Origin of the sequence: Longimicrobium sp., assembly GCA_036377595.1 — a bacterium.
In the GTDB taxonomy this organism is placed as follows: Bacteria; Gemmatimonadota; Gemmatimonadetes; order Longimicrobiales; family Longimicrobiaceae; genus Longimicrobium.
The window spans coordinates 13,818-35,922 of the sequence record DASUYB010000018.1 but is presented as its reverse complement, the minus strand read 5'-3'; the positions used below and the strand labels follow the sequence as shown (position 1 = coordinate 35,922).

At 70.9% G+C, this 22,105-nt stretch carries 20 protein-coding genes and 1 pseudogene; 16 read left to right on the top strand and 5 right to left on the bottom strand.

Annotated features, from left to right (window positions below; all coding sequences use genetic code 11):
- Positions 1–197: 197 nt before the first annotated feature.
- From VF092_03330 to VF092_03315, 4 genes are all read left to right on the top strand, one after another.
- Entirely contained in the window at positions 198–1,868 is a 1,671-nt protein-coding gene (locus VF092_03330; protein ID HEX6746322.1) for a M56 family metallopeptidase, read from the top strand.
- Between the two features lie 14 nt (positions 1,869–1,882).
- On the top strand, positions 1,883–2,260 hold the full coding sequence (locus VF092_03325) for a BlaI/MecI/CopY family transcriptional regulator (protein ID HEX6746321.1): 378 nt from the start codon (positions 1,883–1,885) through the stop codon (positions 2,258–2,260).
- Positions 2,257–3,975, top strand: a complete 1,719-nt coding sequence (locus tag VF092_03320; protein ID HEX6746320.1) for a M56 family metallopeptidase — start codon at positions 2,257–2,259, stop codon at positions 3,973–3,975. Before VF092_03325 ends, VF092_03320 begins: the two co-directional genes overlap by 4 nt.
- Positions 3,976–4,299: 324 nt before the next feature.
- Positions 4,300–4,806, top strand: a complete 507-nt coding sequence (locus VF092_03315) for an Hsp20/alpha crystallin family protein (protein HEX6746319.1) — start codon at positions 4,300–4,302, stop codon at positions 4,804–4,806.
- A 74-nt stretch (positions 4,807–4,880) separates the two neighbouring features.
- On the opposite strand, the gene VF092_03310 is transcribed toward VF092_03315, so the two are convergent.
- The gene (locus tag VF092_03310) at positions 4,881–5,966 is read right to left on the bottom strand and encodes an SRPBCC family protein (protein ID HEX6746318.1); all 1,086 of its coding nucleotides are present in this window, start codon (positions 5,964–5,966) and stop codon (positions 4,881–4,883) included.
- Between the two features lie 120 nt (positions 5,967–6,086).
- Here VF092_03310 and VF092_03305 point away from each other — a divergent pair.
- Positions 6,087–7,458: pseudogene (locus VF092_03305) on the top strand (PQQ-dependent sugar dehydrogenase).
- A 77-nt stretch (positions 7,459–7,535) separates the two neighbouring features.
- Here the strand turns inward: VF092_03305 and VF092_03300 are convergent.
- Positions 7,536–7,670: a hypothetical protein gene (locus tag VF092_03300; protein ID HEX6746317.1), complete on the bottom strand. Its 135-nt coding sequence runs from the start codon at positions 7,668–7,670 to the stop codon at positions 7,536–7,538.
- 226 nt (positions 7,671–7,896) lie between these two features.
- Positions 7,897–8,076, bottom strand: a complete 180-nt coding sequence (locus VF092_03295; GenBank protein HEX6746316.1) for a hypothetical protein — start codon at positions 8,074–8,076, stop codon at positions 7,897–7,899.
- Positions 8,077–8,388: 312 nt separating this feature from the next.
- Between VF092_03295 and VF092_03290 the strand changes: the two genes are divergently transcribed.
- From VF092_03290 to VF092_03265, 6 genes are all read left to right on the top strand, one after another.
- Positions 8,389–8,877, top strand: coding sequence for an Rrf2 family transcriptional regulator (locus VF092_03290; GenBank protein ID HEX6746315.1), 489 nt, complete (start codon positions 8,389–8,391; stop codon positions 8,875–8,877).
- A 101-nt stretch (positions 8,878–8,978) separates the two neighbouring features.
- Entirely contained in the window at positions 8,979–9,404 is a 426-nt protein-coding gene (locus VF092_03285) for a carboxypeptidase-like regulatory domain-containing protein (GenBank protein ID HEX6746314.1), read from the top strand.
- Between the two features lie 134 nt (positions 9,405–9,538).
- Entirely contained in the window at positions 9,539–10,639 is a 1,101-nt protein-coding gene (locus tag VF092_03280) for an alkene reductase (protein HEX6746313.1), read from the top strand.
- A 68-nt stretch (positions 10,640–10,707) separates the two neighbouring features.
- Complete coding sequence (locus VF092_03275; GenBank protein ID HEX6746312.1) at positions 10,708–10,878, top strand: hypothetical protein; 171 nt, start codon at positions 10,708–10,710, stop codon at positions 10,876–10,878.
- 190 nt (positions 10,879–11,068) lie between these two features.
- Positions 11,069–12,925, top strand: a complete 1,857-nt coding sequence (locus VF092_03270) for an ABC transporter ATP-binding protein (GenBank protein ID HEX6746311.1) — start codon at positions 11,069–11,071, stop codon at positions 12,923–12,925.
- Positions 12,926–13,157: 232 nt separating this feature from the next.
- On the top strand, positions 13,158–13,925 hold the full coding sequence (locus VF092_03265) for a hypothetical protein (protein ID HEX6746310.1): 768 nt from the start codon (positions 13,158–13,160) through the stop codon (positions 13,923–13,925).
- 55 nt (positions 13,926–13,980) lie between these two features.
- Here the strand turns inward: VF092_03265 and VF092_03260 are convergent, their stop codons facing one another.
- Entirely contained in the window at positions 13,981–15,132 is a 1,152-nt protein-coding gene (locus VF092_03260; GenBank protein HEX6746309.1) for a hypothetical protein, read from the bottom strand.
- A gap of 294 nt (positions 15,133–15,426) precedes the next feature.
- On the opposite strand from VF092_03260, the gene VF092_03255 reads away from it, so the two are divergent.
- From VF092_03255 to VF092_03240, 4 genes are all read left to right on the top strand, one after another.
- Positions 15,427–16,224 (top strand): carboxypeptidase-like regulatory domain-containing protein, encoded by a 798-nt coding sequence (locus VF092_03255; protein ID HEX6746308.1) that lies wholly within the window; start codon positions 15,427–15,429, stop codon positions 16,222–16,224.
- A 342-nt stretch (positions 16,225–16,566) separates the two neighbouring features.
- The gene (gene gyrA, locus VF092_03250) at positions 16,567–19,263 is read left to right on the top strand and encodes a DNA gyrase subunit A (GenBank protein HEX6746307.1); all 2,697 of its coding nucleotides are present in this window, start codon (positions 16,567–16,569) and stop codon (positions 19,261–19,263) included.
- 226 nt (positions 19,264–19,489) lie between these two features.
- The gene (locus tag VF092_03245) at positions 19,490–20,353 is read left to right on the top strand and encodes an arginase family protein (GenBank protein HEX6746306.1); all 864 of its coding nucleotides are present in this window, start codon (positions 19,490–19,492) and stop codon (positions 20,351–20,353) included.
- 278 nt (positions 20,354–20,631) lie between these two features.
- A complete protein-coding gene (locus tag VF092_03240; GenBank protein ID HEX6746305.1) occupies positions 20,632–21,216 on the top strand; it encodes a shikimate kinase in 585 nt (194 codons plus the stop codon).
- A 111-nt stretch (positions 21,217–21,327) separates the two neighbouring features.
- Here VF092_03240 and VF092_03235 read toward each other — a convergent pair whose 3' ends face one another.
- Positions 21,328–21,645, bottom strand: a complete 318-nt coding sequence (locus tag VF092_03235; protein HEX6746304.1) for a tetratricopeptide repeat protein — start codon at positions 21,643–21,645, stop codon at positions 21,328–21,330.
- Positions 21,646–21,828: 183 nt separating this feature from the next.
- Here VF092_03235 and VF092_03230 point away from each other — a divergent pair, with 183 nt between their 5' ends.
- Positions 21,829–22,101 carry a hypothetical protein gene (locus VF092_03230; protein HEX6746303.1) on the top strand — a complete coding sequence of 91 codons (273 nt, stop codon included), beginning with the start codon at positions 21,829–21,831 and terminating at the stop codon, positions 22,099–22,101.
- Positions 22,102–22,105: the final 4 nt, after the last annotated feature.

Genomic DNA, 22,105 nt, shown 5'->3' with positions numbered 1-22,105 from the left:
ATGTTCCAGCCTGCGGGTTTACCCGCCCGTCCGAATCTTGCCCGCCTCTCCTCTCTCATCCTTGCGGCCCAATCTCTCCTTCCGAAGGTCCCACTTTATCCATCTACTAAATTTCTAGTTGACAGCCTTCTTTCCGTCGATTAGCATCTACTACAACTCTAGTAGGTCGGCGGACGGGCACTCTGGATCGACGGGCCATGATCGCTTACTGGATGCTGTACTGCGCGGCGGTGGGCGTGCTGCTGGGGCTCGGGGCGATGGCGCTGGAGCGCGCGCTCCGCCCCATCGGCCGGGCCACGCGGTGGGTGTGGGCGGCCGCGCTGCTGCTCACCCTGGCCGTGCCCGCGGCGACGCGCTTCCTGCCGCAGATGCGCCCGGCCACGCCCGCGCCGTCCTCCGGCGCCTGGCAGGCGACGGTGAGCGCGACGACGGAGTCGCTGCCGCGCAAGCGTCAGCAGCCGTGGCTCGATGCCGCGCGGCTGGACGCGCCGCTGGCGGTGGTCTGGGGCGCATCGTCCGCCGGGGTCGCGCTGGCGCTGGCGGGAATGGCCGGGGTGCTGGAGCGCCGCCGCCGCCGCTGGCCGCGCACGGAGGTCGACGGCGTGCCCGTCCTCGTCTCGGGCGACACCGGGCCCGCCGTCGTGGGCCTCCTGCGCAGCCGCATCGTGCTGCCGCGCTGGGCGGTGGACGCCGACCCCGAGGCGCGCCGGCTGGTGCTGGAGCACGAGCAGGAGCACGTGCGCGCCGGCGATCCCCGTCTCCTTGCCCTGGGGCTGCTGGCGGCCGCGCTGATGCCGTGGAACCCCGCCGTGTGGTGGCAGCTGCGCCGCCTGCGCCTGGCGGTGGAGGTGGACTGCGACGCCCGCGTGCTGCGCCGCCGCCGCGACGTCCTGGCCTATGGCGCGGTGCTGCTGGAGGTGGGCCGCCGCACCGTGCATTCCCGGCTGGCCGCGGCGGCGTTCGCCGAGCCGGTATCGTCCCTCGAACGGAGAATCCGCATCATGACCGCACCCCGTGTACGCCGTCCGTTCCTGAGCGCCGCCGCGTTCGGCGCCATCGCCGCCGCGCTCGTCTTTGCCGCCTGCGAGACGCCCGCGCCCACGCAGCCCTCCGCGGGCACCTCGCGCGCGCTCTACCGTGCCCCGGGCGAGGAGATGAGCTTCGTCCGCACGCCGCTGACGCCGCAGACTGCCGTCGCCACTTTCTTCCCGCAGGTGATGCAGCACGGGATGGGTGCCAACGAGCTCCTCCTGTTCGTCATCTCCAGCGACGGCGGCGTGCTGCGCCACGAGCAGCTGGCCGGCAGCGACGACCGCCAGACGCTGGCCGCCGCCACCGCCGACATTCCCGTCTCCACCATCCGCTCCGTGGACGTGATGAAGCGCCCCGCCGGCGAGCTCGGGCCGTCGCGCGTGAACATCGTGTGGGTGCAGCTCAAGACGGCGGGGGACGATCGGTCCACCATGACCATGTCGCGCCAGGTACCCAGCGGCACCGACCGCGAAGGCTCGTGGAACGCCGTCAGAACGCGCGCGCCCGGCGTCTCGGTGGTGACGGGCGTGGAAGGTGTGGCGTCGCCGGCGGGTGCCCCGGACGCGGCCAGCCTCCGCGCCGCCATGCAGCGGTTCTACACGCCGCAGATGGCCGCGGCCGGCCTGGTCGGGCAGGCGGAAATCAGCTACGTGGTGGGTGCGGACGGGAGGGCCCGCGACGTGGAAGTCTACGCCAAGCCGGCCACGTTGGAGCCGGCTGCGCGAAGCATCGTCGCCGCGCTCACCTTTGGCCCCGAAGCCGCGAACCACGAAGGCGCGATGCGTCTCGACTTCGGGCCCGAGAAGGTGACGGACGCCCGCACTCCCGCACCCTGACGACGAGGACGGACGTGGAGATCGCATTCACCGACCGCGAGCTGGACGTGATGGGCGTGCTGTGGGACCTGGGCGGCGCGTCGGTGGCCGAGGTCCGCGACCGGCTGCCGGACGACCTGGCCTACACCACGGTGCTCACGGTGCTGCGCACGCTCGAGGAGAAGGGGTACGTCGGCCACACCGAGGCCGGGAAGGCGTACCGCTACCACCCGCTGGTCGAGCGGCAGGACGCCGGCACCAGCGTGCTGCGCCGCATCACCCGCAAGCTGTTCAAGGACTCTCCGGAGCTGCTGCTGACCCAGCTGGTGTCCGACCGCGGGCTGAGCGACGAGGAGCTGCGGCGGATGCAGAAGCTGCTGGAAGACCGCCTGCGCGGAGGAGGCGAAGGATGACCGCCTGGATGCTCTTCTCTGCGGCCGTGTCCGCGCTCGCGGGCCTCGCCGCGCTGGCGGCCGAGCGCGCGCTCCGCCTCCACCGCCTCCCCACGCGCTGGGTGTGGGCGATGGCGATCGTGGCCTCGCTCGCGCTCCCCGTCGTCCTCCCCGCGCCGCCGTCGAATCTCGCGGGTGGGGGGATGCTGGAGATGACGGGTGCGGCGCCGTCTCCCATCTCCAATCCCGATCTATCGACGGTGGAGATGCGCCCCGCCGCGGGGGCGACGCTCCGCGCGCGGATCGACGGGATGCTGCCGTGGGCGTGGGGGATGGCGAGCGCGGCGGTCGCGGGCGCCCTCGCCGTCGCGGCCCTGCGGCTGGCGCGGCGGCGGCGGACGTGGGCGCAGGACACCGTCGCCGGCGAGCGCGTGTGGGTGTCGGACGCGGTGGGTCCCGCCGTCGTGGGCTTCGTGCGGCCGCGGATCGTGCTGCCGCGCTGGACGCTGGCCTGGGCGGAGCCGCTGCAGCGCCTGATCCTGCGCCACGAGCGCGAGCACGTCCGCGCGGGCGACCCGCGGCTGCTGCTGGGCGGACTGGTCTCCGTCGCGCTGATGCCGTGGAGCCCGGCGCTCTGGTGGCAGCTGCGGCGGCTGCGGCTGGCGGTGGAGGTGGACTGCGACGCCCGCACCCTTCGCGGCGAGGCCGACGTGCTGGCCTACGGACGCCTCCTGCTGGAAGTCGGACGGCTGGGCGGCGGCTCGCCCGCGCCGCTGGTGGCCTTCTCGGAACCCCGTTCCTTTCTCGAGCAGAGGATCGACGCCATGACCTCTCGAATCCCCCGCGACCGCGCGCGCCGCGTGCTGGCGTGGACCACGCTCGGCGCCCTGGCGGCGGTGACCGGCGCCGCGCTCCCCGTCCCCACGCAGCCCAGGGTTCCCCTGATCGCCCGCCGCGCACCGGCGGCGCTTCCCGCCGCCGTCGCCCGCCGAGCGCCCGAGACGCGTCCCGCCGTCTCCCAACGCGCGTCCGCGACGCTCCCCGCCGCCCCCGCGCGGCCGGAGCGGGTGGACACCTCGCGGGTGATGGAGCTGCGCGAGGTCGACCGGCAGCCCGCGCTGTCCAACTCCGACGAGGTGCAGCAGATCCTAGAGCGCGCCTATCCCCCGCTCCTGCGCGACGCGGGCGTGCAGGGATCGGTGACGATGGACGTGATCGTCGGCGCGGACGGCGCGGTCCGCAGCGCCCGCGTCTCCACCACCTCGCACGACGGCTTCCGCGAGCCCGCGCTCTTCGCGACGAACGCGATGCGCTTCCGCCCCGCCGCGAAGGATGGGCGCGCGGTGCCGGTGCGCTTCACCCTTCCCATCGCCTTCCGGCTGCAGACCGGCCCCCCGTTCACCGGTGGTGTTGCCCGGCCCGACGAGGTGGCGGGGATGCGCCAGTCCGAGGCGTGGATCCGCCGCGAGCTGGCGGCGCGCTACCCGCGCATCGCCAGCGAGGGCACCGCCGGCCGCCAGTACGTCTGGTTCCTCGTCGACCCCGCCGGCCGCGTGCTGCAGAGCGGGACGGGGGCGAAGGCATCGGAGGGGAGCTGGGACCTGGGCGAGCTGGAGCCGCAGATCCGGCAGCGCTTTCCGGACGTGAAGGTGCAGTCCGTCTTCTGGGGCGCCGTCCACGTCGCCGGCGACGGCTCGCCCACCGCGAACGTCGCCTGGATCACCACCGAGCGCTGATCTCCGTCAAACAGAAATCTCACGCAGAGGGCGCAGAGGGCGCAGAGGAAACCGCGTGATGCGGTGAAGTCCTCCGCGGCCTCTGCGCCCTCTGCGTGAGACCTTCTCTTCATCTCCATCTCCAGCCCCAAGCCTCTGCCACCCGCGCAGTTGCGTCTGCCGGAATTTACGGCCGGTTTGTCGTTTTGACTGAAATTGGCTGGTCTGCGGCTTGCCTTTTTCACGGGGCAGCCGGCGGAGCAGGGAATGCATCCGCCAGATGCGAACCCCCCGTGTCAGCGGCCATGCAGGGCCGATGAACCGTCAACACAGGAGATGAAGACCATGGCCATCACTCCCACCACCCACCGCTGGTCCCAGGCCGATCCGTTCGGGCTGCTCGACCAGGTGTTCGGCAACGTGGGCGCCCGCACCCACGGCAACCTGATGCGCGCGCCCGAGACCGACGTGGTCGAGAACGAGCGCGAGATCCTGGTGCACGTGGAGATGCCGGGGCTGAAGCGCGAGAACATCGAGGTCGACGTCGAGAACAACGTGCTGACCATCCGCGGCGAGAAGCGCGAGGAGCGCACCGAAGGGCAGGAGGGGCGCTACCACCTGGCCGAGCGGCGCTACGGCACCTTCGCGCGCTCGTTCGTCCTCCCGCGCGACGTGGACCCCGACGGCATCCAGGCCGCGTTCGAGGACGGCGTGCTCACCGTGCGCATCCCCAAGAGCGAGAAGGCCCGCCGCCGCAAGATCGACGTGGGCAGCACCCCCAACGCCACCCAGGTCGGCGACGGCAGCGAGAACGGGCAGCAGTCCGAGGGTCACGGCGTCGGCAACGGCTGATTCTCGAACGATAGACGGTAGAACGGGGCCGGTGGCAATCGCCACCGGCCCCGTTCTCCATCCCGACACCTGTATCAAACCTGAGCCGCTCGCTGCAGCAACTCGTGGAAGTGATGCGTCCCCACCTCCCGCCGGGGTGAGTACCTCCCGCGGTGGTAAAGGCGCGACTTGACGCCCTTCTGCACCGCCTCGACCACCTCCTCGTCCTCCATCTCCACGCGGTGGAGGTCGGCGCCGGCGCCGCTGGCGCGCTTGGCCGCGTCCCACACGTAGCTGAGGAACGAGACGCGGGTGCGCTCCGGGCCCAGCGGCTGCACCAGGTTCACCGACAGTCCCCACGGATAGAAGTTCAGCATCAGGTTGGGGAAGAGCCACCAGTAGTACGCCGCCACCAGCGTCCCCTCGTCCGGGTGCCCGGGCGGAAGCGCGAACGCCTCGGCGGCGTGCTTCGTGGTGCCCAGCTGCAGGCTGCACCAGTCGAACGTCTCCGTGCGATACGTCGAGTAGTCCAGCGCGTCGCTCAGCGAGGCGTGCACGTAGGGGATGTGGAACTCCTCCAGGTAGTTGTCCACGTACAGCGCCCAGTGGGCCCCGATCAGGTAGTCGCGGCTCGTCGCCGCGTCGAAGACGAACTGGTCGAGCGGGAGGAAGCCCACGCGCTCGCGCACCGGCGCGATCCACTCTTCGAACGGGCACGCCGGGTCCAGCGCGGTGAAGTGCAGCGGCCCCCAGCGCTCCAGCGGCAGCCGCGGCAGGTCGTCGGCGGGCGAGGGGAAGTCCTGCACGCCGTCGAACTCGGGCATGAACGTCATCTTCCCGTCCAGCGCGAAACGGCGGCCGTGGTAGCGGCAGCGCAGCCCGTGCGCGTGCGTCTCGCCCTCGCAGACGACGGTGCCGCGGTGCGTGCAGACGTTACTGAGGCAGCGCAGCACAGAATCGTCGCCGCACGCCAGCACCAGCGGCTCGTCCAGGCACCCCTCCAGCAGCGTGAAGGGGAGAAGGTGACCGGGCGCCTTCACCCGCTCGGCGCCGCGCACCAGCTGCCAGCTGCGCGCGAACACCCGCTCCTTCTGCAGCGAGTACCACGCGGGGTCGTGGTACACCTCCGCCGGCAGCGTCTGCGCGCGGGTGATGTCGGGATCGATCGTGAATGGGCGCATGGGAGGATGGAGATGGGGATCAGGGAGACGTCGGCCTCGTGGCGAATGTAGGCTCCCGCGGCGCGGAGGCAAATCGGCGCGTGCGCTCCGGCATCTTCGTCGGTGATCGATGATGGGGAGATGGACGACCGTGCAGGCAAGGGCGCACCGTTCTTGCAGCCCGATTCCAGGCTGGATCAACCTCTGTGCGACCTCACCCACCTGAAGTCGGACGAATCCCCGATGCGACAGACTCGAGCCACATCGCTCCTTCTCGCGTGCGCCGTGGCGGCGTGCGCGCCGCAGCCCCGCGCCTCCGTCGAGGCCGCGCCGGGCGAGGCGGTGTCCACCGGGTCCGGGCAGGCCGCCGGACAGGAATGCCGCCCGCTGGAAACGCGCCCGCCCAACGGCGAAGGCCAGCAGCCGGCGTCCCCCGGCCAGACGCGCACCTGCGGCGTCCGCTCGAGCGTCGCCTTCGACGTGCAGGTGGTGGCGCGGGGGATCGAAAAGCCGTGGTCGGTGGAGCCGCTGCCGGACGGCCGCTTCCTCGTCACCGAGAAGGCCGGCCGCCTGCGCATCGTCAGCGCCTCGGGGGAGATCGGCGCGCCGATCGCGGGCGACGCGCGGGCAGGGCGGGTTGCTGGACGTGGCGCTCAGCCCCGGATTCGCCACCGACCGCACCGTCTTCTGGAGCTTCACCGAGCCGCGCGAGGGCGGCAACGGCACCAGCGTGGCCCGCGGCACGCTCTCGGCCGACGGCACGCGGCTGGAGCAGGTGCGCGTGATCCTCCACACGCGGCCCACCTACGGCAACAACATGCACTTCGGCTCGCGGCTGGCGTTCGGGCCCGACGGGATGCTGTACGTGACCATGGGCGAGCGCTCCGACAACGCCACGCGGCCGCAGGCGCAGGACCGGGGGAGCCACCTGGGGAAGACGCTCCGCATCGCGCCGGACGGCTCGGTGCCGCGCGACAACCCGTTCGCGGGGGAGTCGGGCGCGCTGCCGGAGATCTGGTCCATCGGCCACCGCAACATCCAGGCGTCCGCCTTCGACCCGCAGGGCCGCTTCTGGATCATCGAGCACGGCACGCGCGGCGGCGACGAGCTGAACCGCATCGAGAAGGGCAGGAACTACGGCTGGCCGGTGCAGGCGTACGGCATCGAGTACCGCGGCGGCACCATCTCCTCCGCCCTGGGCCAGGCGCAGACGCAGCGCCCGGGGATGGAGCAGCCGGTCTACTACTGGGACCCGGTGATCGCGCCGTCGGGCGCGCAGTTCTACACGGGGAGCGCGTTCCCCGCGTGGCGCGGGAGCCTGTTCGTGGGCGGGCTGGCCAGCCAGCGCCTGGTGCGGCTGGTGATCCGCGACAACCGCGTCACCGGCGAGGAGCACCTGCTGACGGACCGCGGCAAGCGTATCCGCGACGTGCGCCAGGGGCCCGACGGCAACCTCTACCTGGTGACCGACGAGCAGAACGGCGAGCTCTGGCGCATCGCCCCGTCGCGGTAGCGCAGGGGCGGGTGGAAACAACGGCGGGCGCGGCTACAGTCCCGCGCCCGCCGTCGTTCCGCGGTGATGCGGCGTGCTCAGCAGGCGAGCGGGCAGCTGAGGATGCAGGAGCGGTCGTAGGTCGGCGGCACTTCCGCCATCGGGGCCTCGGCGGCGGCGGTGCCGAACGACTCCACGCACAGGCTGTCCAGGTCCAGGCGAAGCATCTTCATGGGGTCTCCTTTGAGTGAGAGATCCGAAACCGACGAAGTGATGCTCCCATTTTACGCAACAACTTGCGTTTCGTCTACTGTGAGGTGGAGGAGCGGTTTTTGAGCGCATCGCGCCGCACGTCACGTTCAGGGAATGGGGCTTCACTGCCGATCGGGCGCCCGCCCGTGCACCGGAGGTCCGCGCCGCCGGGCATGCGCGGACGGGCGCCGCCGCGTCAGCCGCGGCTCAGCAGGCGCACGGCGAGCGGGTGGTGCAGTAGGTCTTGCCGCAGTTGGTGTCCTCGCAGGTCAGCAGGCTCGACGCATACATCTCCTGGCCCTTCACGGTCCCGAGCGACTCGTCCGTATCGCTGGCCTCGAACGTCTCCACGACCAGCGTCTCCGCATCCAGCGTCAGCTTCTTCATGCGATTCCTCCAGGGTGATGCGATGTCGGCGGCGCGGCCTCCGGCACATCGAGAGTATCACAAACCGACACGAATTTCAATCACTGAATGGCGTATGCGCACCGCTGCTGGATCGACCTGACGTTCGTCAAGGCGAACGAGGGCGATGGAGGTCGTGTCCCCCACCCGAAAGGGATCGCCCGCGCGAAAGAGGCCGCCGGATCGCGGCTCTGCGTGGCCACCACAGCGCGATGACAGTCACCCGCTTGACAACCCCGTCAATCGCAACTAATCTGGTTACAGTTTCGGGAGCCCGGGAGCGAAGCAGCGAAGATGATCAGCAGCAGGGTCGCGGTCGCGGTGCACGTGCTGGCCTACATGGCGTGGAAGCGCTCCGAGGCGCAGACCTCGGAGCGCCTGGCGTCGAGCGTCAACACGCACCCCGTGGTCGTGCGCCGCATCATCGGCGCGCTGCGCAACGCGGGGATGGTGAGCGTGCAGCCCGGCGTGGGCGGCGGCGCCACCCTGGCCCGCGAGCCCGGCGAGATCACCCTGCTGGATGTGTACCGGGCGGTGGAGGACGACGAGGAGCTGTTCTCGCTGCACCCGTCGGAGCCGTCGCGTAGCTGCAACGTGGGCGGCAACATCCGCGACGTGCTGCGTCCCATCTTCTGCCGCGCGCACCGGGCCATGGAGGGCGTGCTGGCCGAGGTCACCATCGACGACGTGGGACGCGAGGTGCTGAGCCGCGCGCGGGCCGAGGGGTGCTGCGGCGAGACGTTCGCCGCGGAGGTGGAGGAAGTCGTCCGCCAGCGAGCCTGAGCGGTCACGGCGGACGCGGTTCGATCGTCATCTATCTGTAACCAAAGCAGTTGCGGTTGCCGGGAGATGCGGGAACGCGGGACCAGGGAGAGGAGGGCGCGATGCGGAAGTTCTTCGTTCGGTCTGGCGGGGCCGGGGCGGCGGTGGTGGTGGCCGGGGCCCTCCTCTCCCTCCTGGCGCTCGCCGCGCCGGCCGCGGCGCAGGCGGGGCGCGTGATCGGGCGGGTGACCGACGCGGCGGGGAACGCCGTCGCCAACGCGCAGGTGATTCTGGTCGCGGCCGACAGCGCCGCCGCGCCGCGCACCGCGGTCACGGGGGAGACGGGCGGCTTCGACTTCGCCGCCGTGCCGCCGGGGCGCTACACGCTGCGGGCGGCCGCCCAGGGGTTCCGTGCCCGCGAGCTGCGCGTCGAGCTGGCGCCGGCGGAGCTGGAGACGCTGATCGCGCGCCTGGGGACGCAGCGCGGGGTCCCGCGCCTGGTCTCCCAGCGGCGGGTGCCCACGCCGCAGCCGGCGCCTTCACCGTAATCCGGACGCAGGCGGTGTGAAGCAGTATCTCCCGTGAGAATCGGGAGAGGGGGATCGGTGTGTCCGTATCTGCAACTGTAACGATTACGGTTGCGCTTTTGACAACGTGGGGATGGGGAAAGGACGAGGAGCGAATGAGCAGCAACAGCGAGCGGAACCTGTTCGCGCCGTTTCAGCTCGGGCCGTACGAGCTGCGCAACCGGCTGGTGATGGCGCCCATGACCCGCAGCCGCGCGGCCGAGGGGAACGTGGTGACGGACCTGACCGTGGAGTACTACCGCCAGCGCTCGACCGCCGGGCTGATCGTGAGCGAGGGGACGCAGGTGTCGCCGCAGGGGGTGGGCTACACCAGCACGCCGGGGATCCACGCCGACGCGCAGGTGGCGGCGTGGCGCAGGGTGACGGATGCGGTGCACGAGGAGGGCGGGCGGATCTTCGCGCAGCTGTGGCACACGGGCCGGGTGTCGCACCCGTCCTTCCACGGCGGCGAGCTCCCCGTCGCCCCGTCGGCCATCGGCTTCGAGGGGCAGGTGCTGACCTACGAGGGCATGCAGCCGTACGTCACCCCGCGCGCGCTGGAGACGGACGAGATCGCGGGCGTCGTCGAGCAGTTCGCCGAGGGCGCGCGGCGCGCGTACGACGCCGGGTTCGACGGGGTCGAGCTGCACGGCGCCAACGGCTACCTCATCGACCAGTTCCTGCGCGACGGCTCCAACCGGCGCACCGACCGCTACGGCGGCAGCCTCAACAACCGCGTGCGCTTCCTGCTCGAGGCCACGCAGGCCGCGGTGGACGTCTGGGGCGGCGACCGCGTGGGCGTGCGGCTGTCGCCGAAGGTGGCGGCGAACGGGATGTCCGACTCGGACCCCGGGTCGACGTTCTCCTACGCGGCGTCGGCGCTGAGCCCGTTCGGGCTGGCGTACCTGCACGTGATCGAGGCCGTCGGCGGCCCGTTCGCCGCGCCCGGGCCGCGGGTGACGCCCGCGATGCGCGCCGCCTTCCGCGGCCCGCTGATCGCCAACGGCGGCTACGACGCGGACGCCGCCAACGCGGCCCTCGCACGCGGCGAGGCGGACCTGGTGTCGTTCGCGGTGGCGTTCCTGGCCAACCCGGACCTGCCGCGCCGCCTCCGCGAGGGCGCGCCGCTGAACGCGCCCGACCGCGCCACCTTCTACGGCGGCGACGCGCGTGGCTACACCGACTATCCCACGCTGGACGAGGTGGCCGCGCGCTGAGGCGGCCGGCGGGCCGCCCCGGCCTCCCGCGCCGGGGCGGCGTTCCTTCAATCGTGGACGGATGACCGATGTACTCGCTGCTCACCCTTCCCCGCGGGGCGCCGGACGGCCCCGATCTCCCCGCCCGCGCCGGCGCGGCCGATCTCCCCGCGGGGATCGTGATCCGCCCCGGCCCGGTGCCCGCGCGCGTGCCGCTGCGCGACCTGTTCGCCGGCGCGCGGGCCGCCGCGGCGGCGTGACCCCGGGCCGGGCGCGCGGCGGATTTCTCGCCGAGGGGAGCGGATCGGGCGATGCGGTGTATCCATCTCCTTCCCACCCTTCCACTGGCGACGGATTCCGCCCGGCGCGGCTTCCCGCGCCCCCCGAGCTGCGACGAACGCCGGCCCCCGCGCGGGCCCGCGCACGAGAGGATTGGCATTCTTGGCGACCGTGACGAAGACGGACGAAACGGCGAAGAAAAAGAAGAAGGCGATGGGCTCGCCCGAGGCGTGGCGCGAGGCGCGCAGGCTGGTGTGGCACCATCGGCGCTACCTGGCGCTGGGGCTGCTGCTGACGGTGCTGAGCCGCGTGTCGGGGCTGGTGCTGCCCGCCGCGCCCAAGTTCGTCATCGACCGCGTGATCGACGGCGGCGAGACGCGGCTGCTGGTGCCGCTGGCGCTGGCGGTGGCCGGCGCCACGCTCATCCAGGCGGCGGGCTCGTTCGCGCTCGGACAGATCATCAGCATCACGGCGCAGCGCGCCATCACGGACATGCGCCGCCGGGTGATGGAGCACATCACCCGGCTGCCGGTGCGCTACTACGACTCCACGCAGACCGGCATCCTCATCTCCCGCATCATGACCGACGCGGAGGGGATCCGGAACCTGGTGGGCACCGGGCTGGTGCAGCTGGTGGGCGGCGCCATCACCGCCGTGTTCGCCGTGGCCGCGCTGCTGTACCTCAACTGGCAGCTCACGCTGTGGATCGTGGGCATCCTGATCGCCTTCGGCGCGGTGATGGGCTACACCTTCACCCGGCTGCGGCCGATCTTCCGCGAGCGCGGCCAGATCACCGCCGAGGTCACCGGCCGGCTGAACGAGACGCTGGGCGGGATCCGCGTGGTGAAGGCGTACAGCACCGAGAAGCGCGAGCAGCGCGTGTTCACCCGCGGCGCGCACCGGCTGTTCCGCAACGTGGCGCGCTCCATCACCGGCATCTCGTCGGTCCAGTCCATCGCCACGGTGGTGATCGGGCTGGTCGCGGTGGTCGTGATCCTGGTCGGCGGGCGGGCCATCCTGGGCGGGCGGATGACGGTGGGCGACCTGTTCAGCTACCTGGCCTTCACCGCCGTGCTGGCGGCGCCAGTGATGTCCATCGCCAGCGTCGGCACGCAGCTCACCGAGGCGTTCGCGGGGCTGGACCGCATCCGCGAGATCCTGGGGATGAAGACCGAGGACCAGGAGGACGCGCTGCGCGACCACCTGGGCGTGATCCGCGGCGACGTGCGGCTGGAGCAGGTCTGGTACGAGTACAACGAGGGCCAGCCCGTGCTGCGCGAGGTGACGGTCGACGCGCCCGCGGGATCGACCACGGCGCTGGTCGGCTCCAGCGGCTCGGGAAAGAGCACGCTGGCCAGCCTGGTGATGGCCTTCAACCGCCCCACCCGGGGGCGCGTGCTGGTGGACGGCCGCGACCTGGAAGAGGTGAAGCTGGCCGACTACCGCGCGCAACTGGGCGTGGTGCTGCAGGAGAACTTCCTGTTCGACGGCACCGTGGCCGACAACATCCGGTTCGCGCGGCCCGACGCCACGCGCGCCGAGATCGAGGAGGTGGCGGAGCTGGCCAACGCCGACGAGTTCATCCGCGGCCTCCCCGAGGGCTACGACACCATCGTGGGCGAGCGGGGGATCAAGCTCTCGGGCGGGCAGCGGCAGCGCATCGCCATCGCCCGCGCGCTCCTGGCCGACCCGCGCATCCTGATCCTCGACGAGGCCACTTCGAGCCTGGACAGCGAGAGCGAGTACAAGATCCAGGAAGGGCTCCGGCTCCTGCGCCAGGGGCGCACCGCGTTCGTCATCGCGCACCGCCTGTCCACCATCCGCAGCGCCGACCAGATCCTGGTGCTGGAGAAGGGCGAGGTGGTGGAGCGCGGCACGCACGCCGAGCTGATGGCGCTCCGCGGCCGCTACCGCGAGCTGCACGACCGCCAGTACGCGCTCGAGAGCGACCGCTTCATCAACCCCGGCGAGGACTTCACCCCCGAGCCCGAGCTCCCCACGCCGAAGGTGCAGGTCGCGGCGACCTGAGCGTTTTCGCACCGATGACCTAACATGATCCGGAGGCGCCCCGAAAGGAGCGCCTCCGTTCACGTTGGGAAGCGTTTGCACCTCTTGTGAGCGGCGGCGTCCATGTTTACCATGTGCGCCGCCGCTGTTTTCTCCGCTCACCCGGGAGCAGGGGCAAAAAAAGACCCCGGGATCATGCTTGCGCAGAGGATTAACCCGGGGACAGTGCCACCATGATAACCCCGGCCGACCCATGAGTCAACCCCTTCTCTACCTGCCCGCGGTCTCGCGCGCCCTCTCGGCCGAGCGCCTGGGCGCGTACCGCTACCGTGGCGACGACGACGTCGGCGCGGTCTCCACCTACCTGTGGAGCATGCGCCTGTGCGAGACGCTGTATCCCGCGCTGCACGGGCTGGAGGTGGCGCTGCGCAACAGCCTGTTCAACGCGGGCCAGCAGCGCTTCGCCGGGGTGGCGTGCCGCGACGTGCCCTGCTGGCTCGACGCGCACCCGCCGATCCTGGCGCCCGACGAGTGGAGCCGCGTGCAGGAGGCCAAGGCGCGGCTGCGCGGGCGGGGGAAGCCGCTGGACCCGCCGCACCTGGTGGCCGAGCTCACCTTCGGCTTCTGGACGGCGCTGCTGGACGTGCGCTACGAGCACCGGCAGGTCCTCTGGCCGCGCCTGCTCTCCGCCGTCTTCCCGGCCATCCCGCCGCAGCTGCGCAAGCGGAAGGTGATCTCCGGGCGGCTGAACCGCGTGCGGCTGCTGCGGAACCGCGCCTTCTACCACGAGCCGATCTGGCACTGGGGCAACCTGAAGGCGCAGCACGCGGAGATCCGCGAGCTGCTGGCGTGGATCGACCCGTCGTTCGACGCCACCGTGTCGCTCGTCGACCGCTTCCCCGAGACGTACGCAGCGGGGAGGTCCGCCTTCCGCGCCGAGGTCGCGGAGCTGCAGGCGGAGAGGGACGGAAAGGTGCGCGTGGTGCGGATCGCGCCCGCCTCGCCGCCGGAGACGAATTGAGAAACGCGGGAGGCGAGGCGCCTCCCGCGTTCGTGCTCGATCGATCCGCTCGCGCTCAGCCGGCGTCTCCCTGTGGCGGGGGTGGAGGCTGCGGCTGCGGCGGCTGCGGCGGCTGCGGTTGCGGGGGCTGGCCCTGGTCCCGGACGGCGCCCAGGTGCGGCGGAGGGGTGCCGCCGCCGCGCGGCTGCCGGTCTTCCGAGCCCTCCTCGGGGCTCTTCTCGTGCGGCTTCACCGTGGAGCGCACCACGATGAACTTGTTCAGCACGTCGAACCAGAACGGCGCGCCCAGCGTCACCGCGAACGCGGTCAGCAGCCACCCCAGGATCGGCGACGCCCAGTCCCACCACGCCACGCCCGACCGGCCCTCGATGGGCCCTCGCATCCCCTCGGCCCAGCCGATGGGCAGGTCGAGGCTGTTGATGGCCGCCACCTGCCGCCGGATGTTCGTGGTGACGAGCGAGTCGGCGGTGCGGCTGGTGTCGGCGGCCAGCCGCTGCGCGAGCGCCGTGTCGGCCGCGAGCGTCTGCGCCTGGGCCACCACCGCGTCGCGCAGTGCCGGGCTGCGGATGAGCGCGGTGGCGATGCCGATGCTGTTGACGTTCATCACCACCGTCACGCCCAGCCCGACGAAGAAGAGGATGCTCTGCGTGCGCCGCTTGTACCAGCCCGAGACGCGGTCCATGCTGCCGTTGAACCACGCCTCCACGTTCTTCTGCGCCGCAGCGAGCTCGCCGTTGGCGGTGTCGAGCGCCGTCAGCAGCGCGCGCTGCACGTAGATGTTGCCGATGTTGGCGATCCCCGCGCGCATGCTGTCGAGCGACAGCCGGGTGCTGTCGGCGGAGGCGGAGCTCGCGTCCGTGGCTTTCCCGCGCGCGGCCACGTCCATCAGCGCCAGCGCGAAGTTGGCCGCGGGGATGTAGGACGGGAGCTTCACGTCCTTGTGCACCTGTCCCGCGTCCTTCCCCCCGGTCTGCAGCTTGTAGTCGCCGTGGTAGAGGCTGGAGATCAGCGGATGCTTGTAGACCGCCTCGACCAGGCCAGGGCTCTCGCGCTCGTGCAGCAGCTCGCGGATGCCGCGCTCCAGGTCGCTGGCGCGGGTCTTCATGAAGGACTCGATCCCCTCGCGGATGGCCGAGCACAGCAGGCTCATCAGCAGGTAGACCATGATCAGGCCGATGGCCACGTCGATGATGGTGGAGCCGAACACGGTCGCGCTTCCTGTGGGGGGTGGGGGATGATTTTGATGTCGGATTCAGCGGGCCGCCGCACCGGGAGGAGGAGATCGGCGGGCGGGCGGACGGGGTGGTGCCCCGTGCCGGGTGGGTGGCCGCCCGGGATGGACAGACGCTCTCCGGGGCGTATGATTGATTCGCGGACGGTGGCGTGTAAAGGATTTCGTGCGCCGCGCGGCGAGTGGCGCGGAAGGTGCTGCGATTCACCTCCTGCACCGGCGCGCGACGGACATCTCCGCGCCCCGCCAACCCTTCCTCCCCAGCCTGTCATGGCACATCGCAACCACATCTCCCGCAAGCTGTTGATCACCCTTCTCCCCGTGCTTTCGGTGATCGCCGGCGCGGTGCCGGCGAAGGCGCAGGGGGCGGAGCGCGTCGTCGTGCGGGGACAGCTGCTCGACCGCGCGAACGGACACCCGCTGGCCGCCGCGCGCGTGGCCATCCCCTCGCGGCGGATCGTGGTGTACACCGACGCGCAGGGCGGCTTCGTCCTTCCCGCCATCCCCCCAGGGACGTACGACGTGGAGATGGAGCGGCTGGGCTACCGCGCCGTCCGCGCGAACCTGACGCTGGAGAAGGACGACTCGGTGGTGGTGCGGCTGGCGCCGGAGCCGGTGATGCTCGACGAGCTGGTGGTGTTCGGCAACAGCCTGCTCGCGCGCACCGAGCGTGCATCGGTGAGCGCGCGCTCGTTCGACGTGAAGATGTTCGACACCTTCTCCGGCGGGAACGCGCTGGCGTTCCTGGAGGAGTATGCCCAGCTGCATCCGATGCCCTGCAGCAGCACCACGGCGTCGGCCGACTGCGCCACGGTGCGCGGGCTGCCGGAGTACGTGGGCGTGTGGATCGACGGCCTGCCGTCGACGATGGGGCTGGAGGAGCTGCGCATCATGCCCGCGCAGGAGATCTTCCATATCAACGTCTACCAGGGCGGAACGATGGTGGAGGTCATCACCAAGGACTACGCCCGCCAGGAGGCGCACCACGTCATCAAGCACCCGCTGCCGCCCTTCACCACCATGCGGGCGGTGCAGTACCAGGGGCTGATCCAGACCATGTCGCAGTGACGCGCTGAGCGGGGGCGGAACATCCGCCCGCGGAGACGCGCCGTTGGCGTCGACGATCAGAGGGAATGGTCTCACGCAGAGGCCGCAGAGGTCGCAGAGGAGCCGAGTGACGGTCCTCTGCGGCCTCTGCGGCCTCTGCGTGAGAAATCCTGGATGTTTGCCGCGCGTCCCGACCCCGTCCACCGCGTGAGCGCAACTGGCGGAAACACGCGCGGGAGCATAGGTTGCCCGGTCCCTCACGCGCGCACGCGCACGGGCACGAAGCCCTCCCTCCGGGGTACTATTCCGGTCCCGCGCAACCGCGCCGGACGCAGGCACATCCGACGCTCCCAGACCCGCTGAATGGCCGACGAAACCACGCCTCCCGAGACGCCCGAGAACGGCGACGAAGGCAACGTCCCCGGACCGGTCGCCAAGGTCCTGCCGCGCCTGATCGAAGACGAGATGCGCGAGTCGTTCATCGACTACTCGATGAGCGTGATCGTGCAGCGCGCCCTTCCCGACGTGCGCGACGGGCTGAAGCCGGTGCACCGGCGCATCCTCTTCGCCATGCACGAGGCGGGGCTGGCCCCCAACCGCGCCTACAAGAAGAGCGCGACCGTGGTCGGCGACGTGCTGGGCAAGTACCACCCGCACGGCGACAGCGCGGTGTACGACTCGCTCGTGCGCATGGTGCAGGACTTCTCGCTGCGCTACCCGCTGGTCGACGGGCAGGGGAACTTCGGCTCCATCGACGGCGACAGCGCGGCCGCCTACCGCTACACCGAGGCCAGGCTCGCGCCGCTGGCCACGGAGATGCTGGCCGACATCGACAAGGCCACCGTCGACTTCTCGCCCAACTTCGACGACCGGCTGCAGGAGCCGCGCGTCCTTCCCGCGCGCGCGCCCAACCTCCTGGTCAACGGCTCCAGCGGGATCGCGGTGGGGATGGCCACCAACATCCCGCCGCACAACCTGCGGGAAGTCGTCGCCGCATGCGTCCACCTGGTCGACCATCCGGAGGCGGAGACCGAGACGCTGATGCAGTTCGTGCGCGGGCCCGACTTCCCCACCGGCGGGGTGATCTACGGGCGCGACGGGATCCGCGAGGCGTACGAGACCGGCCGCGGGCGCGTGATCGTGCGCGCGCGGGCCGAGATCGAAGAGAAGGAGGGGGGGAAGGGCGAGCGGATCATCGTCACCGAGATCCCCTTCATGGTCAACAAGTCGCGCCTGATCGAGCACATCGCCGAGCTGGTGCGCGACCGCAAGCTCGAGGGGATCAGCGACCTGCGCGACGAGAGCGACAAGAAGATCCGCATCGTCATCGACCTCAAGCGCGACGCCATCCCCCACATCGTGCTGAACCAGCTGTTCAAGCACACGCAGATGCAGAGCACCTTCGGCGTGATCATGCTGGCGCTGCACAACGGTGAGCCGAAGGTGATGGGGCTGAAGGAGATGCTGAAGCACTTCGTGGCGCACCGCCACGACGTGGTGGTGCGGCGGACCGAGTTCGAGCTGGGGAAGGCCCGCGAGCGCGAGCACATCCTGGAAGGGCTCAAGATCGCCGTCGACAACATCGACGAGGTGATCGGCATCATCCGCTCCTCGGCCACGACGGACGAGGCGGGCGAGCGGCTGCGCGGGCGCTTCGCGCTGTCGCAGCGGCAGAGCGACGCCATCCTCAACATGCGGCTGGCGCGCCTCACCGGGCTGGAGATCGAGCAGCTCGAGGCCGAGCTGGCCGAGATCCGCGCGCAGATCGCCGACCTGCAGGACATCCTCGACAGCCTCGAGCGGCGGAACACCATCGTCAAGGAAGAGCTGCTCGAGGTGGCCGACAAGTACGGCGACGAGCGGCGCACCGACATCCTGGGCGACACGGCGGGGCTCTCCATCGAGGACCTGATCCCCGACGAGGAGATGGTGATCACCGTCTCCCACGCCGGCTACATCAAGCGCATCCCCGCCGACACCTACCGGGCGCAGGCGCGCGGCGGGCGGGGGATCAGCGGGATGGCCACGAAGGAGGAGGACTGGGTGGAGCAGGTGTTCCTGGCGAGCACCCACGACTACCTGATGTTCTTCACCCAGCAGGGGCAGTGCTACTGGCTGAAGGTGCACGAGATCCCGCAGGGGACGCGGATCAGCCGGGGGAAGCCGGTGGTGAACCTCATCAACATCGACTCCGACGACAAGATCGCGGCGCTGGTGCCGGTGCGCGAGTTCAGCCACGACCGCTTCCTGATCTTCGCCACGCGCAACGGCACGGTGAAGAAGACGGTGCTCAGCGCCTACGGCAACCCGCGGCGCGTGGGGCTGAACGCCATCAACGTGCTGGAGGGCGACGCGCTGATCGACGTGCAGCTCTCCGACGGGGGGTGCCAGGTGGTCCTGGCCACGCACGACGGGATGGCCATCCGCTTCCCCGAGCAGCACGTGCGCGAGATGGGCCGGGCCACCACCGGCGTGCGCGGGATCACGCTGGAAGAGGGCGACTACGTGGTGGGGATGGTGGTGGTGAAGGAGGCCAACCACCTCCTCGTGGTGACGGAGCAGGGGCTGGGCAAGCGCTCGCTGGTGGAGAGCTACCGGCTGCAGCGGCGCGGCGGCAAGGGCGTGATCAACGTGAAGATGACGGATCGTACCGGCCACGTGGTCGCCATCAAGGACGTGCATCCCAACGACGAGCTGGTGCTGATCACCCGGCAGGGGATCGTGAACCGGCAGGCGGTGGACAGCATCCGCATCATCGGCCGCAACACCCAGGGGGTGAAGCTGATCAACCTGGGCGAGGGCGACTGCGTGATGGACGTGGCGCGCGTGGCCAACGAGGACGAGGAGCCGCGCCCGATCGAGACGGGCGACATCGATGGCGTGCAGGAGATCGTCGATTCCACCGCGCTGGAGGAGATGCTGGACGTGGACGGTGACGATGGCGACGAGCTGGACGACGTGCCGCCGCCGGTGGAGGACATCGTCGACGAGCTGACCGACGACGACGGCCCCGAGCCGTTCGACGTGGACGACCAGTATCGCGGCGAGGACGAAAGCTGATCCTTTGGGCTCACGCAGAGTCAGCAGGGTCAGCAGTTGAACCGCAGAAGAGCGGAGCGCCGCGAGGTGCTCCGCCCTTCCTGCATTTATCTGAACAGATAATCTCATATCACGCAGAGCAGCGGAGGAAGCAGAGGACTACGGTGAGTTCTCTGCTTCCTCTGCTGCTCTGCGTGAGGTTGCCGTTTAGATTGACTGCCTCACGCAGATGAAGGGGAGGTGGGGGATGCCGGTGGATCTGATTCTGGTGCCGTACGATTCTGGCCACCGCGGGGTGCGGATGGGCGCGGGGCCGATGCACTTCCGCGACGCGGGCGCGGCGGAGCGGCTGCGCGTGGTCGCCGGGAGCGTGCGCGAGACGACTGTGGGCGTGGAGCCGGAGCTGGCGACGGAGATCGCGACCGCGTTCGACGTGGCGCGCGCGACGGCGTTCGCGGTGAGGGCGGCGCTCGGGCGCAGCTCGTTCCCGCTGGTGCTGGCGGGGAACTGCATCACCTCGCTGGGGATCCTGGCGTCGCTGGGGCCGGGCACCGGCGTGGTGTGGCTGGACGCGCACGGCGACCTGAACACGCCGGAGACGACGGTCAGCGGAATGCTGGACGGGATGGCGCTGGCGGTGGCGCTCGGCCGCTGCTGGAGCGAGCTGTCGCGCCGCGTGGACGGCTTCGAGCCGGTGCCCGAGGAGCACGTGCTGCTCGCCGGCGCGCGCGACCTCGATCCCGCGGAGCAGTACTACCTCGACCGCTCGCGCATCCTGGCGCTCACGCCCGATGCCGTGCGCGATCCGGCCGAGCTGGCGTGGCGGCTGGATGCGCTCGCGGGGCGCGTGCAGCGCATCTATCTGCACGTGGATCTCGACGTGCACGACCCGGACGACGGCCGCGCCAACACCTTACAGCCACCCGCCGGCCTCACCGCGGACGAGGTGCGCGCGCTCATCGGCGAAGTCGCCGCGCGGATGCCCATCGCCGCCGCCGCCATCACCGCGTACGACCCGGCGGTGGATGCGGACGGGCGGATGCTCGCCGTCGGGCTGGAGTTGATGGAGCACATCGCCGCGCTTGCCGCGCCGCTGCAGGACGAATCCTGAGGGAGCCATCCTGCGATGCCTCTCGATGTCATCCTGAGGGAGGCGCCGCGCCCAACTCGCGTCTGGACTGAAGGCGGGCGCCGACCGAAGGATCTACTCATCCCCGCGGAGATGCCGGCTCGTCCGGCCTGACCTCCAGCCGCGTCGAGTAGATCCTTCGGGCGCGCAGACATCTGCGCGGACGACGCTCCGGTCGCCGCGCCCTCAGGATGACATCTCGGGGTGTCGCCGACCGCTCTACGCTTGCCGCGGCGCGCATCCTGCTTTGCGGCGCGCGCATGACCGACGCCCCACCGCCGCCGATCGCTCCGCCGTCCGCGCCGCGCCCCATCGTGCGCGTCGTCCTGCTCGGCTACATGACGTCGGGGAAGAGCACCGTGGGGCAGGCGCTGGCACGGCGGCTGGAGTGGCGGTTCCTGGACTTCGACGTGGAGATCGAGCGGCGGGAGGGGCGCACCATCGGCGACCTGGTGCTCGACGACGGGCAGGAGCGGCTGCGCGAGCTGGAGGCGGCGCTCACCGCGGAGGTGGCGGAGACGCCGTTCGTGGTGCTGGCGCCGGGCGGCGGCTGGATCACCCGCCCCGAGCTGCTGCGGATGCTGGGCGGCGACACGCTGGCGGTATGGCTGAAGGTGTCGCCCGAGGAGACGGCGCGGCGGCTCAAGGCCGACATCATCGACCGCCCGTTCCGCGAGCTGGACGATCCCGTGCCGCGCATCGCGGAGATGATCGCCGCGCGCGAGGATCTTTATCGTCTCGCCGATCTCTCCATCCCCACCGACGGGCGCTCGACCGAGTCCATCGCGTACGAGATCGAGACGATCGTGCGGATGCGCGCGCTGGCGGCGTTCGCGCCGCCGTGAGCAAGTGCGAGAGTGCGAGAGTGCGAGAGTGCGAAAGTGCGAAAGTGCGAAAGCATGGAGCGCACTCCTGGCACTCTCGCACCTTCGCACTCTCGCACTTTCGCACCTCGCTCAGTCCCACTCCTCCAGCACGTCCTCGAACTCGCCCGCCATGGTGGGATGGCCGTGACGGTAGGCGGCGTCGACGCCCTGGCGGTACGCCTCCCTGGCCTCGTCGTCGCGGCCGAGCTGGCGCAGCGCCTTCCCCAGGCGGCCGTACGCGTTCCCCTCGTCGTCGGTGAGGGCCAGGTACGCGCGCAACTCGGCGACGGCCTCCTCCCATCGCTCCGCCTTCTCGAATTCCATCGCCAGCCCGAAGCGCGGCCGCGGGTCGTCCGGCTTCGACTCCGCCATCTTCCGCAGCGCCGCGATGCGCGCGTCTTCCTGCACGTCCGATCTCCTGTCGATCCGTGAAGCAGAGTCCGCGGTGAGCTCTCCGCGTCCTCCGCGCCTCCGCGTGAGGCCATCCGTCGGCGGAATCTGCCGACGGCGCGGCGCGTTGTCACTCCCGCGGCGCGGGTGGTATCTTCCCGCCTTTCCCGAACGCCCGCCGCGAGTGGAGGAGACGCCGCCGTGCCGCGACCGCGCGAGCACCTGATCGCCAACCTGGAAGCGCTCTACCGCGAGCACTACGCCCGAGCGCAGGCCGCCGGCGACGAGCGCGAGATGGCGCGGCTGGACCTGGACTTCCGCCGCGACCAGCTCTACCTGGAAGCGATCCTGGACGTGCGCGACGCCCTGGGCGGCCTGCGCGCTCCGGCCGAGGCACAACCGAAGGGTGAGAAGTCCGTCATCGAGCAGATCGGCGACCTCCGCAGCCTTGCCCGGCTCCCGTTCGGGCGCTGACGTG